The organism is Alcaligenes sp. GCM10023179, from assembly GCF_042653705.1.
GTDB classification, from domain to species: Bacteria; Pseudomonadota; Gammaproteobacteria; order Burkholderiales; family Burkholderiaceae_B; genus Alcaligenes; species Alcaligenes phenolicus.
On the sequence record NZ_JBHSIQ010000001.1, the window covers coordinates 520,114 to 534,943 of the forward strand.

Consider the following 14,830-nt stretch of genomic DNA (forward strand, 5'->3'; position numbering starts at 1 on the left):
GGGTACGTTACAGTTTTGTTTTTTATCCGTGGATTGCGCATGCTGACAATTGGGCTGACTGGTGGAATTGGATCGGGCAAAAGCCAGGTGGCCAATTTTTTTGCCTCTTGGGGGGCGGCTGTCGTGGATACGGATGTCATCGCGCATGAGTTGACCGCGCCCGGTGGTCTGGCCATTGAGCCGATTCGCGCTGCCTTTGGGGCACAGGCCTTGGCCGCGGATGGTTCCATGGATCGGGATTGGATGCGGGCCTGTGTATTTGCCGATCCTGATGCCCGTCATCGACTTGAGGCGATCATTCATCCCCTGATTTGGAACGTAACAAAAGCACAGACCTTGAAAGCGCAAGGATGTTATCTTGTTGTGGTTGTACCCTTGCTGGTGGAATCAGGACGATGGCGAGACCGTGTGGACCGGATTTGCGTTGTGGATTGTGATGAAGCGACCCAGATCGAGCGTGTTCAAAAGCGCAACGGGCTGGCAGTGGCCACAATTGAACGTATCATGGCAGCACAGGCGCAACGTCAGCAGCGCTTGGATGTGGCCGACGACGTGGTTCTGAATGATGGGCAGACGACTTTGCCCCTGTTGGAAGAGCGGGCGCGAGCAGTACACCAACGCTGGTGTGCCTTGACTGCCTGACAACACGACGTGTCTGACCCTCCAGTCGACAAAAAAAGGTTTTTAAACGCGTGACTCTATACGAATACCCCTGCAATGAGCGTGTCCGGGCTTTACTGAGAGTCGAATACTTGTTCGATAGGCTGTTTCATTTTTCGGCCAACCAGGATGCGTACTCGCATCAGATCGCTGTAGCGACTTTGTTTGATTTACTGGACATCTCGGATCGAACCGATTTGCGTTCTGCTGTTCTTCAAGACCTTGAGCGTCAGCGCGTGGCGCTGGCTGCGCTGCGTGAACACCCCGGTGTTCAGCTGCAGGCGCTGGACAAGATGATTGAACAAATTGTGCGCGCTTCTGCTGACCTCTCGGCCCAGGGGCGGGTGGGGCAGGGCCTGCGTGAAAATGAATGGTTGGCCAGTTTGCGGGGCCGGGTTGCTGTGCCCGGTGGCACGTCCCAGGTGGACATGCCTTCTTATTATTCCTGGCAACAGCGCCCCGATGCCGATCGTGTCCAGGATTTGCGCCGTTGGTCCGAGTCTTTCCTGCCACTGTATCAAGGTCTGGCCTTGATTTTGCGCTTGCTGCGCCAGTCGGGTGACTCGGCAGACCAACTGGCCCGTGACGGTTCCTATCAAGAAATGCTGGCAGGCAAGACCTTCCAGTTGCTGCGGGTGTGGGTGGACGCCGGTGCGTGCATCTATCCGGAAATGAGCGCTAACCGCTACGTCATCTGGATACGCTTTGTGCAGCAAGATAATCAATTGAAACCGCAGGCCGTGACGGGGGATATCCCCTTCAGGCTGGCCCGTTGCAACTTCGGCTGAAAACGCTGTTCATATAAGGTTCAGACTGCCGCTTTTATACTTGCTGTGCCAGCGTGGTCTAGCAGGGATGCGGTTTTGTCAGCGCTTGTATCTCTTTATCGTTTGAAACTAATTGCTATCGTGTTTTGGCTGCATAATGCGTGTCGCCGTCACGATCGGTAGTGCTTAAACGCTTATTTAGACCGTGCATAGAGACAATCAAGTTTTAGCCGGGGAGTATTCATGTCGGAGTTGAACACAGGCAGAGGTCGGCGGTCCCGATCCTTCTATGTCTGGGTGGTGGTGGGGCTGCTGGTGACAGCAGGCCTCGTTTATTACGCCCTGTCTTCCCCTTCCAGTACGTCCACTCCCATGCGCGGGCCTCGCGGCATGATGGGGGCGACTAAAGTCCCGGTGCAGGTGGCCACGGTCAAGGAAGGCCTGATCGACCAAACGGTCAATGCGATTGCCACGGTTAAACCTTTGCAAACAGTCGCCGTGCGCGGCGAAGTTGATGGTGTGCTCGAACGCATCCACTTCAAGGACGGCCAACGTGTGAAGGCCGGCGATTTGCTGGCCGAGATTGATCCGCGTACCTATCAGGTGCAACTGGATCAGGCGCGTGGCCAATTGGCGCAGAATCAGGCTCAGCTCAAAGGGGCGCAGCAGGAACTGGCCCGCCACCGCGTCCTGTTTCAACAGAATTCTATTGCTCGCCAGGCCTTGGAAACCAAGGAAACGGCCGTTCAGCAACTGCAGGCACAGATCAAATCCAATCAAGCAGAGGTGGCCCGTGCGCAGGTCCAGCTGGATCGCACTCGTATTACGGCGCCTTTGGATGGCCGCCTGGGTTTGCGCAAGCTGGATCAGGGCAATCTGGTGTCTGCCGGTAGTACTGATGGGATTGTCGTCATTACCCAGACGGATCCCATAGGCGTGGAGTTCTCCTTGCCGCAGAATCAATTGAGCAGCCTGCTGGAGGCCATGAAACAAAGCGAATCGCCTTTGCGGGTGTCCCTGATCGACAGCAAGGGTCAGCTCTTGTCGGACAAGGGCCGTTTGCAGGCACTGGATAACCAGATCGACATCAATACCGGCACGCTGAAAGTGAAGGCCGAATTTGATAATGCCGATGAAACCTTGTTTGCTAATCAGTTTGTCAATTCCCGTGTCTTTTTGGGCCAGGAACAAGGCTTGCTGATCCCATCGCACGCTGTGCAACGGGGTTCGGTGGGCACGTATGTGTACACCCTGGATGCCGAGGACAAGGTCCATATCCAGGTGGTGGAATTGGGTACGGCCACGCTGGAATTGACCTTGATTAAAACCGGCCTGAAAGAGGGCGATCGTGTGGTGGTTGAAGGGACTGACCGTTTGCGTGAAGGCTCGGAGGTCGAGGTGATGCAGCAAGATGGTCAGGTCAAGGAAAAGCCTGCGCCCGATGATGCCGCCGACAAGCCAGAGCAAGGCAAACGTCCGGGTGAGGGTCGCCGTCCACGTCCTGCAAGCGAGTAAGCCGTGAGCATGTCGCGTATCTTTATCCTGCGCCCGGTGGCTACCACCTTGGCGATGGTGGCCTTGCTGGTGTCCGGCTTGCTGGCCTATCGCATGTTGCCCGTAGCCGCTTTGCCGCAGGTGGATTACCCCACTATTCAGGTGGTCACGCTCTATCCGGGCGCTAGCCCGGATGTAGTGGCGGCCTTGATCACTTCACCGCTGGAGCGGCGCTTCGGCAGCATGTCGGGCCTGTCGCAGATGATTTCGTCCAGCTCGGGCGGGGCATCGCGCATTACCTTGCAGTTTGATTTGGGCTTGCCCCTGGATGTGGCCGAGCAAGAGGTGCAGGCGGCGATTAATGCCGCCTCCAATATGCTGCCCAATGATTTGCCTGCACCGCCTATCTATAACAAGGTCAATCCGGCTGATACCCCGGTTATTTCTTTGGCGGTGACTTCCCCCAATATGCCCCTGCACGAGGTGCGCGACCTGATTGATGTGCGGGTTGCACAAAAACTCTCGCAGGTGACGGGTGTCGGACTGGTCAGCATTGCGGGTGGTCAGGAACCAGCCATGCGCATTCAGGCTGATCCCAACGCCTTGGCCGTCCGCAATCTGACCTTAAGTCACCTGCGGCAGGCGGTGGTCGCGGCCAACGTGAACCAACCCAAAGGCAATCTGGATGGGCCTCAGCGTTCCACCAGCATCGGTGCCAATGAACAACTGAAAACGGTACAGGATTATGAAAATCTGATCGTCAGCTACAAGGACGGTGCTGCTGTGCGTCTGGGCGAACTGGCCAAGGTGGTGCGGGATGCACAGGATGTGCGTCAGGCCGCCTGGATGGGGACTGTGCCTGCGATCTTGCTGAATATTCAGCGTCAGCCTGGCGCCAACGTCATTGATGTAGTGGACCAGATTCAAAGCCTGCTGCCCGAGATACGCCGTTCCTTGCCGGTCGGTGTGGATGTGGAAGTCGCCACGGACCGCACCCAGACCATTCGGGACTCGGTTGACCATGTGCAAAAGGAAATGATGCTGGCCATTGTGCTGGTGGTGCTGGTGACTTTTGTGTTCCTGCGCACCTGGACGGCTACGCTGATTCCCAGCGTTGTCGTGCCTATCTCCCTGATCGCCACCTTTGCCACCATGCTGATGTGGGGATTCAGTATTAATAACCTGACCCTGATGGCCTTGACGGTTGCCACCGGCTTTGTGGTTGATGATGCGATCGTGATGATCGAGAACATCGCCCGCTATATCGAAAAGGGCGAAACCGCCTTGCAGGCTGCCTTGAAGGGCGCGGCGCAGATTGGCTTTACCCTGCTGTCACTGACCATCTCCCTGATCGCCGTGCTGATTCCGCTGCTGTTCATGAGCGATGTCATCGGCCGTTTGTTCCGTGAGTTTGCCATTACCCTGGCCGTCGCCATCCTGCTGTCCCTGTTCATTTCGCTGACGCTCACGCCCATGATGTGTGCGCGTATGCTCAAGCCCGAGGACGAGCGCCAGTATGGCCGTTTCACGACCTGGTTGGGCGATCAGATGGACCGCATCATTGCGGCTTACGACCGTGGCCTGATTGTGGTGCTGCGCCACCAGACGCTGACCTTGTGGGTCGCTCTGGGCACAGTGGTGTTGACGGGCCTGCTGTACGTGATCGTCCCCAAAGGCTTTTTCCCGCAACAGGATACCGGCCTGATTCAGGCGATTACCCAAGGACCGCAAACCGCGTCGTTCCGCGCTATGGGGAATTTGCAGCAGCAAGCCGTTGCGATTGTGCTGGAAGATCCGGATGTGGAAGCCGTCACGTCCTTCATCGGGGTAGATGGCACGAACGCCACCTTGAACAATGGCCGTCTGCAAATTGCTTTGAAGCCCATTGGTTCAGGCCGGGCCAGCGCCAATGAAATCATGGCCAGGCTCGATGAGCGTCTGAAAGATATTCCTGGTTTGTCGGTTTACCAACAGTCCATTCAGGAGCTGACGGTAGACGATCAGATCAGCCGTAATGTGTACCAGATGGCCTTGTCGGACCCGGAAACAGAGGTGCTGACGACCTGGATGCCGCGTTGGCTGGATGCCGTCAATGCCTTGCCGCAGATTAAAGATGCATCCATGAGCCTGCAAAACGATGGCCTGCAAGTGCTGCTGGATATAGACCGGGATGCGGCAGCCCGTGTGGGCGTGACCAAGGCAAATATCGATGATGCACTGTACGACGCGTTCGGACAGCGTTTGATTTCCACGATCTACACGCAGTCTGCCCAGTACCGCGTCGTGCTGGAGGTAAAGGATCAATATCGCCAAGGCCCGCAGGATCTGGAAAATATTCATGTAATGACAGCGGCAGGTACACCTGTGCCGATTACTTCCCTGGCGCGCATTCAGCTGGTTCCCACAACGTTATCGGTAGAGCGCTTGGGACAGTTCCCGTCCGTGAACGTGTCCTTTGACCTGGCTGATGGCTATTCCTTGTCCGACGCCATTGAAGCCATTGAAACCGTGCCCGACCAGATCGGTATGCCATCCTCGGTGGATACCCGCTACCTGGGTGCCGCCAAGGCCTTCCATGCCTCTTTGTCCAGCACGCTGTGGCTGATGTTGGCCGCCGTGCTGACCATGTACATCGTGCTGGGTGTTTTGTACGAAAGCTATATCCACCCCATCACTATTTTGTCGACCTTGCCTTCGGCTGCCATCGGCGCGCTGCTTGCCTTGCTGTTGGCCGGGCGGGATCTGGACATGGTGGGGGTGATCGGGATCATCCTGCTGATTGGTATCGTGAAAAAGAACGCCATCATGATGATCGACTTCGCCCTGGAGGCGCAGCGCGAGCAGGGCATGAAACCGCAAGAGGCCATTCATCAAGCCGCCTTGCTGCGTTTCCGCCCCATTTTGATGACGACTCTGGCGGCCTTGTTCAGTGCCATCCCTTTGATGCTGGCCACCGGCTCTGGCGCAGAGCTGCGTCAACCCTTGGGACTGGTCATGGTGGGCGGTCTCTTGGCTAGCCAAGTGCTGACCCTGTTCACGACTCCCGTGATCTATCTGTTTTTTGACCGCTTTACCCGTAATGGCGCCAAGTCGGTACGCGAGTCGACATGAAACGCTTGTTAGGGCTGTTTATCTTCCGGCCAGTGGGCTCCAGCCTGCTGGCACTGGCTATGGTCTTGGTGGGCGCATTGGCCTTGCGGCTCTTGCCCGTGGCGTCTTTGCCGGAAATGGATTTTCCGGTGATTGCGATTTCGGCCAATTTGCCCGGTGCCAGCCCTGAAACCATGGCTTCCAGTGTGGCCACGCCACTGGAGCAGGCTTTAGGTTCTATTGCCGGGGTGTCGGAAATGAGCTCTCGCAGCAGCGAGGGTTCCACCCAGATCATGCTGGTATTTGAACTGGACCGAGATATTGAAGGGGCTGCACGCGATGTGCAGGCCGCTATCAACCAGGCCCGGCCCATGTTGCCTTCGGGCATGTCCAGCGTGCCCACCTACGAGAAGGTCAACCCGTCGTCCATGCCTATCATGGTGCTGGCGCTGACCTCGCAGACGGCCAACAAGGCCCAGCTGTTTGATATGGCCAGCGGCATTGTGCAGCAGAAGCTGGCACAGATTCCGGGCGTGGGTTCGGTAGACGTGGGCGGTGGCTCCTTGCCAGCGGTACGGGTGGGATTGAATCCCAAGGCATTGGCCTCGGCTGGCATTGCGCTGGACGATGTGCGTTCGGTGATCAATAACGCCAACAGTTTGCGTCCTAATGGCTACCTGGAAAGCGAGCAGGGCCAGTGGCAGATCAACTCGGGCAAGCAGTACAACCAGGCACGGTTTTTTGACCCCTTGATTCTGAAGAATCAGGACGGGCAGGTTATCCGTTTGGGGGATGTCGCCAAGGTCGAGGACTCTGTTGAGAACATTCACAGCATGGGTTACTGGAATAACCAGGAAGCGGTGCTGTTGATTGTGCGTCGTCAGGCGGGCGCCAATATTATCGAGACGGTCAATACCATTCGTGAACGCCTGGCTGGTATCGAGGAAATGCTGCCCAGCCAGGCGCAATTGACAGTGGCTCAGGATCGTACGCCCAGTATTCGCGCCACGCTGGAAGAGGCTCAACTGACACTGATTATTGCGGTGGCCCTGGTGGTGCTGGTGGTCTTGCTGTTCCTGCGAAACTGGCGCGCTGCTTTAATTCCGGCCATTGCCGTTCCGGCGTCCTTGATCAGTACCTTTGCCTTCATGCATTTGTTCGGCTTTACGCTGAACACCATTTCCCTGATGGCTCTGATTGTCGCTACTGGTTTTGTGGTGGATGACGCCATCGTGGTGCTGGAAAGCATTATGCGTTACCTGGAAAAAGGCTTGTCCCCCATGCGGGCGGCCTTGCGCGGGACGCGGGAGGTGGGCTTTACCGTCACAGCCATGAGCTTGTCGCTGGTGGCCGTGTTCATTCCCTTGTGGTTGATCGGGGGGCTGGCGGGGCGCTTGTTCATGGAGTTTGCCGTCACCTTGTGTACCGCCGTGCTGGTGTCCCTGGTGATCTCCTTGATGCTGACTCCCATGATGTCATCGCGCCTGCTGCGTCCCGGGCCGCAAGAGCATGAGTCCACCAACCCTATCAGCCGCTTTTTGGGCTGGATAGGCAGCGTCAGCTGGCGTGGCTACCGTCGTTCATTGGGGTGGGCGCTCAAGCACCATCGACTGATGTTGTTCTCCTTGTTCGTCACGATTGGCCTGAATGTGTACCTCTACGCCGTAGTGCCCAAGGGGCTGTTCCCACAGCAGGATACTGGCCAGTTGATGGGTTTTTTCCGAGTCGACCGGGGGACCTCTTTCCAGTCCATGGTGCCCAAGCTGGAATACTTCCGTTCCATCCTGAATCAGGACCCGGACATTCGTTCGGTGGCCGTGTTTGCCGGTGGCCGCAGTGGCAGCACTTCGTCCTTTATTCTGGTTGAACTCAAGCCTATGGACGAGCGTAAGGCCAGCACGACGGATATTGTGAATCGTCTGCGCGAGCCTTTATCCACCACGCCGGGGGCGCGCATGTTCATGGTGCCGCAGCAGGATATTCCGGTCGGTAGCGGGGGCGGTGGGCGCAGTGGTTCTTACGACTATTCCTTGCTGGGCAGCGATCTGGAGCTGTTGAAAACCTGGTTGCCCAAGGTTCAGCAAGCCATGGCCGAATTGCCAGAGCTGGTGGACGTGGACACTGGCACGGACGATAAGGCCGGTCTGGTCCAGCTGGAAATTGACCGCGATATGGCCACGCGCCTGGGCATTGATATGTCCATGGTGGCGGGGACCTTGAATAACTCCTTTTCCCAGCGTCAGGTTTCCACGATTTTTGGCCGCTTGAACCAGTATTACGTAGTCATGGAAGTGGAGCCGCGTTTTGCGCAGGATCTGGAGTCCCTGAAGGAAATCGAGGTTGTTGCCAAAGACGGCACTCGTGTGCCTTTGTCTGCCTTTACGCGCTTTACGACCGGCACCGCGCCGCGCAGCATTAACCATATGGGTTTGCTGGTGGCCGAGTCTGTGTCCTTCGGTTTGGCCGAAGGCGTCACCCTCAGTCAGGCAACGGCGGCCATTGAGCAGGCCATGGCTCGTATTCAGCTTCCTACACGCGAGATCCAGGCCGGGTTTGAAGGTAATACGGCGCAGATGCTCGATGCCCTGGCCAAGCAACCCATGATGTTCCTGGCCGCCTTGGTGGCTTTGTATATCGTGCTGGGGATGTTGTACGAGAGCTATATGCACCCGCTCACCATTCTGTCCACTTTGCCTTCGGCTGGGATTGGGGCATTGCTGGCCTTGATGATGACCAGTGGCGAGTTCAACCTGATTGCCATGATCGGGGTGTTCTTGCTGATTGGTATCGTCAAGAAGAACGCCATCATGATGGTGGATTACGCCTTGCAAATGGAGCGTGAGCGCGGCATGGGTTCGCGTGAAGCTATTTACGAAGCCTGCCTGGTGCGATTCCGCCCCATCATGATGACGACCTTGTCCGCCATTTTTGGTGCTATTCCTTTGATTCTGGCCTCCGGGCCGGGCGTGGAAATGCGCCAGCCCTTGGGCGTCACCATTGTGGGTGGTTTGGTGCTCAGTCAAATCCTGACCTTGTACACCACGCCGGTGGTTTATCTTTATCTGGATCGTTTGCGCCATCGCTTCATGCGCCGCAAGAACCAGACAACTTTGAATATATAAGCTGATATGCCTACTTCTAACGCCATGATTCTTCCGCGCTTCGCACTGGCTGGGATGGTGCTGCTCCTGTCCGCATGTGCTGTTGGCCCTGATTATCAGCGGCCCGAAGCGCCGGTGGGCGAGCACTTCAGGGAAGAGGTACGGTCCACGGCCTGGAAGCAGGCCGAACCGGCTGATTTGAAAGACCGCGGCCCCTGGTGGGAGAGCTTCAACGATGGCGTGCTCAACACCCTGATGCAAAGCCTGAACGAGCAGAACTTCACTTTGCAGCAGGCACAGGCACGCGTTCGTCAGGCGCAGGCCACCCTGTCCAACACGCGTTCGACCCAGTTCCCGCAAGTAGGCAGTTCGGTCGGCACGACACGGCGTGGCAGTGGGTCGGGTGATACCAGCCAAAGCAGCAGCGCCTATGACGCCAGCATCACGGTGAATTGGGAAGTGGACTTGTGGGGGCGGATTCGCCGTCAGGTAGAAGCAGGTGATGCTGGCCTGCAAGCCAGTGCTGCGGATATGGCTGCTACACGCTTGAGCCTGCAGTCTCAATTGGCACAGACTTATTTGCAGTACCGCAGTGTGGAGTCCAGCGAGCGAGTGCTGGATGAAACCGTGGCCGCGTACGAGCGTTCTTTGCAAATCAATCAGAATCGCCTGGACGCCGGGTTTTCGGCACCGGGAGATGTGGCTGCAGCCTTAAGCCAGCTAGAGGGGGCTCGCACCCAGCGCTTGGCCTTGAATCGCGAGAAGGCCACCTACCTGCATGCGATGGCTGTGTTGGTAGGCCGCGCACCTTCCCAGTTTGAGGTGGTGCCTCATGCGCCCTGGCCTGTTGCTCCGGATATTCCGGTGGGTCTGCCATCCAGTTTGCTGGAACGTCGCCCCGATGTGGCCCGTGCCGAGCGTCGCATGGCGCAGGCCAATGCCCAGATTGGTGTGGCCAAGGCTGCCTGGTTTCCCAGTCTGAGCCTGAAGGCCAGTGGAGGGTTCAGCAGCAGTGATCTTAGCGAATGGCTGACGGCACCCGCGCGTGTCTGGTCCCTGGGCCCAGCCTTTGCCCTGACTTTGCTGGATTTTGGGGCACGCCGTGCGCAAGTCGAGCAGGCCGAGGCCAGCTATGACGAACAATTGGCTGCCTACCGTCAGACGGTGCTGGATGCGTTGAAGGAAGTGGAAGATGCCTTGTCTGAACGCAATGGCCTGGAGCTGGAGCAAGCCAGCCAGGCGCGTTCTCTGGCCGCGGCACGCGAGTCCTTGCGGCTGACACGCAATCAGTTTGATGCTGGTCTGGTGGATTTCCTGAGTCTGGCACAAACCCAGGCTACGGCACTGTCGGCCGAGCGGCAGGCTTTGGATCTGGAGTCTCAACGCCTGCGGGCGGCGGTCAAGCTGATGGTGGCCTTGGGCGGTGGCTGGGATGTAGCGACAGGTCTGAATCCCGAAGAGCCGAACGCGGTGGAAGCTGATCCAGCCGCTAAAGCAGAATAGGTTCGGCCTGACCTACACTAATCTGACCTGACCTGACCTGACCTGACCTGACCTGACCTGACCTGACCTGACCTGATCCGATCCAATCTGGTCTTAATCAAGTTTGGTTTAGTTTGGTTTGATGTGGTTCGGCGTTGGCTGAACTTCTTGGCGCTTGGTTTGGTTTGGCCGTTTCACCGTGCTCTCCGGCCTGGCTGGGCCGGAGCTTCAACGCCCGGTTTGCTTCGTATGGACCAAGCAAGGATTGGATTACCGCCCAAGCTTTGGGCTGCAGTTTGCTTGCTTGTAGTTCAATAGCGGCTCATTCCTTGCTTGATAGTGCGCGGAAACCGCCTCAGTCCTGGTCCATCCAGGCATACAGTCCGTCAACCCATTCCTCGCCGTCGGCCAAGCCCAGGGTGGCGTGGATTTCTTCGGCCCGCTGGTACAAATCATCAAAATCAATTTGCGGCGGGTCAGCAAAGGCCAGGGCAACCAGATTGCCATCATGGGTTTCAGGTAACCAGACCACGGCCGGGAAACTCTCTTGCAGCGCATGCAGATTGCGCGCATGGACCAGTTCCGAGCCCAGCAAATTCACCGTTAACAGTCCTTGTGGCCCCAGAGCCTTGCGGCAGGCCTGATAGAAAGCTGCGCTTTCCAGGGCAGGGTGTTCGGCCTGGTCGGAGTACACATCAATTTGCAGCACATCCAGCTCGCCGTAGACGGCATCCAGATAGTCCAGCGCGTCTACCGTGTGCACGTTCAGGCGTTCGTCGTCGGGCGGCAGATTGAATAGCAGGCGACTGGCCTGCACCACTTCCGGGTTGATTTCCACGGCGTCGATGCGCGCCTGGGGGAAGTGCTGGTAGCAAAAGCGTGTCAGGCTGCCTGCGCCCAGGCCAAGCTGGGCAATACGGCGCGGATCGGTCTGGAACAAGGTCCAGATCATCATTTGACGAATGTAGTGCAGCTCTAGCTGATCGGGAGCATCCAGGCGCATGGCACCCTGCACCCAGGCAGAGCCCAGGTGCAGGTAGCGTACGCCTTCGTGTTCCGAAATAGTGACGTGTGGCGTCATGCCGGGTCGTTGTCCAGCATGTGGCGTATACCGGCAATACCGTGTGCACCGTGGTTGCGGGCGTCAGCCAAGGTCTTGGCCGATTGTCCGCCTATGGCAAACACAGGTAGTCCAGCCTGTTCCGCCAGGCTGGCGAAACGGGCCCAGCCCATGCCGGGATCGCCGGGATGGGAGGAGGTTTCCAGGACATGGCCCAGAACCAGAAAGTCCGCCTGGATTTTGCGGGCTATTTCAATATCACTTTCATTGTGCGTGGACATGCCGATCAGGCCTTTGCTGATTGCGGGAAATGTCGTCAGGGTGTCGTGGCATTTCGCGGACAGGGCTTGGGCGTCGCTGGCGCGCAAATGCACACCATCGGCATGGTCCCACCAGCTCTCGGGGTGCAGGCTATTGACCAGGCAGCGCGCTTGGTAGCGCTGGCACAGGTTCACAACTTGCAGGAACGCTTGGTGCAAATGGAATTCGGCATCGGGCCGGGCAGCCCAGGCTGGCTCACGAAACTGGACCAAGGCCGGGCCTTGTTGCAGGGCTTGTTCCAGTTGTTCCAGATAGGCGGGTAAGCGGGCCGGCTCGTCGATGTTGGTAATCAGATAGCGTTCGGGCAGTTGCAGCCATTTAAGCGGCGGTTCGGTAGCAGGCAGTACAGGGCCGACTTCCAAAGGACCTTTAGGGTTGACCCAGGCAAGCTCTTGGCCTTCCAGGCACTGGGGTTCGCCTTCCCATTCCCGCACCAGGCAGAAAGAGAGTTTGACGAAATTCTTGGGGTATTCGTGTGTATAGGTAACCCAGGGGTGTGCGTGGGTGGTTTCAATGCCGAGTTCTTCGCGCAGTTCCCGTACCAGCGCCTGTATGACGCTCTCGCCCGCCTCAATCTTGCCGCCTGGCAGTTCCCACCAGCCCGGCCAGGGTTTATCGGCTGGGCGTTTTCCCAGTAGCACTTGGCCGTGTTGGTTCAGTAAAACGCCAACGGCCACTTCCAACGTGGGTTTAGACATGTCTAGCGGTCCAATCTCTAGCAAATTGACGTGCTACCCGGCCGGAGCGAGAGCCACGTTCCAGAGCCCATTGCAAGGCTTCCATACGCGAGCTTTCGATGTGTTCTGCAGGGCAACCCAAAGCGCCAAGCCAGTAATACACAATGTCCAGGTAGTCGTCTTGTTTAAAGGGGTAAAACGACAACCATAGTCCAAAGCGCTCGGACAGGGATACCTTTTCTTCAACGGCTTCACCAGGGTGGATCTCGCCGTCTGCAGACGTGGAGGCACTCAGGTTCTCTTTCATGTACTCGGGCATCAGGTGACGTCGGTTGGACGTGGCGTAGATCAGTACATTGTCGCCAGGGGAGGCCAGCGAGCCGTCCAGCACGGATTTAAGCGCCTTGTAACCGGCTTCACCTTCTTCAAAGGACAGGTCGTCGCTGAAGATGATGAAGTGTTCGGGGCGGGTGCTGATCAGGTCAATGATGTAGCCCAGGTCGCCCAGATCGGATTTGTCCACTTCGATCAGACGCAGGCCCTGATCGGCAAATTTGGCCAGCATGGCTTTGACCAGCGAGCTTTTGCCCGTACCGCGAGCACCTGTCATCAAGACGTTATTGGCCGGTTTGCCTGCCAGGAAATGGCGGGTGTTGCGCTCAATAATGCCCTTTTGGCGTTCGATATGATGCAGGTCTTCGGTCTGGATGGTGGCTACGTGCTGGACACCTTCAAGCCAGCCGCGCGAACCATTGGTACGCCAGCGAAAAGCAATGGAATCCCAGTTGATAGGGGGTGGAGCAGGGGGCAGCCAGGCTTCCAGTTGAGCGAGAACCCGCTCGGCCCGGCTGATCAGGGTACTAAGGTCTTGCGAACTCAAGACAGTCTCCGTTTCAGGTTGAAATGCTTATTATCGCTAATTTGGCCCCTTTTTCTGTGATCACTGTTGTGCTTGACGCGTAACAATAGGCCCAAAGCGATTCAAAATCGTATAATCATCAAGTTACGGTTGGCCGATAGCGGCCCCCTCCCTTACTCGTCCGGAATTCTGTTTTGAACCTGTCCACCCTGATTGAACCTATTGCCGACGACATGAAGGCTCTTGATGTCGTCATTCGTGAGCGCTTGAATTCGGATGTGGTGCTGATACGCACAATCGGCGAATACATCGTTAGTGCTGGCGGCAAGCGCATGCGTCCTGCGCTGCTGTTGCTGGTAGCCCGTGCGCTGGCTTATCAGGGGAGCACGCACCATCTGTTGGCAGGTGTGGTGGAGTTCATCCACACCGCCACCTTGCTGCACGACGATGTGGTCGATGAATCCGATATGCGACGCGGTCGCCACACGGCCAATGCGGTCTACGGTAATGCCGCCAGCGTGCTGGTTGGCGACTACCTGTACTCGCGCTCCTTCGAGATGATGGTGCAGTCGAACTCCATGCCGGCCATGGCCGTGCTGTCGGCAGCCACCACGGTGATCGCCGAAGGCGAGGTCTTGCAGCTGCTGAACGTACACGACCCGGACGTTTCCCTGGAACGTTATCTGCAAGTCGTACGCTACAAGACAGCCAAGCTGTTTGAAGCGGCGGCGCAAGTGGGGGCGATTGTGGCCGGTGCTTCGCCTGAAATGGAAGAAGCCATGGCCGCCTATGGCCGCCACCTGGGTACCGCCTTCCAATTGGTCGACGACGTCCTCGATTACACCGGTGATGCCCAGGCCTTGGGCAAGAACGTGGGTGACGATCTGCGCGAAGGCAAACCCACCATGCCACTGATCCGTGTCATGGAAGTTGGCACACCCGAGCAGGTTCAACTGATCAAGTCGGCCATTGAAACCGGTGATGCGGATTTTGCCGCTGTTGCACAGGCTATCGAGCAAACCGATGCTTTGGCCTATACCCGTGAAGCGGCCAAGGCAGAAGCCCAGCTGGCTGTTCAGGCCTTGGCTGATGTTCCCGAGAGCGAATTCAAGCAGGTATTACTGAGCTTGTGCGCGTTTTCCATCGAGCGCGACCGCTAAGTCTCCAGCCTTTCCCAACCCGCCACATGGCGGGTTTTTTTGTAATAAAGCGGGCCGATTCAGGGAAATTGGCGTCATTAGGCGCCTGTTCATGTTATTTTTCTCGGTTTTACTACGCTGTTGGTGGTCATGCCTTTGTCCCACAAGGACGAAGTAGCG

At 57.4% G+C, this 14,830-nt stretch carries 10 protein-coding genes; 7 read left to right on the plus strand and 3 right to left on the minus strand.

The features are described 5' to 3' along the window. Positions 1-39: 39 nt before the first annotated feature. The 6 genes from coaE (at position 40) to ACFPDR_RS02335 (ending at position 10,615) form a co-directional block, all read left to right on the plus strand. Entirely contained in the window at positions 40-642 is a 603-nt protein-coding gene (coaE, locus tag ACFPDR_RS02310) for a dephospho-CoA kinase (RefSeq protein WP_009458744.1), read from the plus strand. 50 nt (positions 643-692) lie between these two features. Next, the gene (gene zapD, locus ACFPDR_RS02315) at positions 693-1,448 is read left to right on the plus strand and encodes a cell division protein ZapD (RefSeq protein ID WP_026484449.1); all 756 of its coding nucleotides are present in this window, start codon (positions 693-695) and stop codon (positions 1,446-1,448) included. 222 nt (positions 1,449-1,670) lie between these two features. Continuing rightward, a complete protein-coding gene (locus ACFPDR_RS02320; RefSeq protein ID WP_203145432.1) occupies positions 1,671-2,942 on the plus strand; it encodes an efflux RND transporter periplasmic adaptor subunit in 1,272 nt (423 codons plus the stop codon). Between the two features lie 3 nt (positions 2,943-2,945). Further along, entirely contained in the window at positions 2,946-6,032 is a 3,087-nt protein-coding gene (locus tag ACFPDR_RS02325; RefSeq protein ID WP_376910417.1) for a multidrug efflux RND transporter permease subunit, read from the plus strand. Beyond that, positions 6,029-9,133: an efflux RND transporter permease subunit gene (locus tag ACFPDR_RS02330; RefSeq protein WP_035270387.1), complete on the plus strand. Its 3,105-nt coding sequence runs from the start codon at positions 6,029-6,031 to the stop codon at positions 9,131-9,133. Before ACFPDR_RS02325 ends, ACFPDR_RS02330 begins: the two co-directional genes overlap by 4 nt. A gap of 6 nt (positions 9,134-9,139) precedes the next feature. Beyond that, positions 9,140-10,615, plus strand: coding sequence for an efflux transporter outer membrane subunit (locus ACFPDR_RS02335; protein WP_238441740.1), 1,476 nt, complete (start codon positions 9,140-9,142; stop codon positions 10,613-10,615). Positions 10,616-10,949: 334 nt separating this feature from the next. Here the strand turns inward: ACFPDR_RS02335 and ACFPDR_RS02340 are convergent, their stop codons facing one another. The 3 genes from ACFPDR_RS02340 to ACFPDR_RS02350 are packed head-to-tail and all read right to left on the minus strand — an operon-like array spanning position 10,950 to position 13,532. Next, positions 10,950-11,675, minus strand: coding sequence for a hypothetical protein (locus ACFPDR_RS02340; RefSeq protein WP_022983621.1), 726 nt, complete (start codon positions 11,673-11,675; stop codon positions 10,950-10,952). Next, on the minus strand, positions 11,672-12,673 hold the full coding sequence (locus tag ACFPDR_RS02345; RefSeq protein ID WP_083054679.1) for a Nudix family hydrolase: 1,002 nt from the start codon (positions 12,671-12,673) through the stop codon (positions 11,672-11,674). The genes ACFPDR_RS02340 and ACFPDR_RS02345 overlap by 4 nt, the downstream gene beginning before the upstream one ends. Further along, positions 12,666-13,532 carry an ATP-binding protein gene (locus ACFPDR_RS02350; protein ID WP_009458756.1) on the minus strand — a complete coding sequence of 289 codons (867 nt, stop codon included), beginning with the start codon at positions 13,530-13,532 and terminating at the stop codon, positions 12,666-12,668. Before ACFPDR_RS02350 ends, ACFPDR_RS02345 begins: the two co-directional genes overlap by 8 nt. 173 nt (positions 13,533-13,705) lie before the next feature. On the opposite strand from ACFPDR_RS02350, the gene ispB reads away from it, so the two are divergent. After that, entirely contained in the window at positions 13,706-14,671 is a 966-nt protein-coding gene (gene ispB / locus ACFPDR_RS02355; protein WP_009458758.1) for an octaprenyl diphosphate synthase, read from the plus strand. Positions 14,672-14,830: the final 159 nt, after the last annotated feature.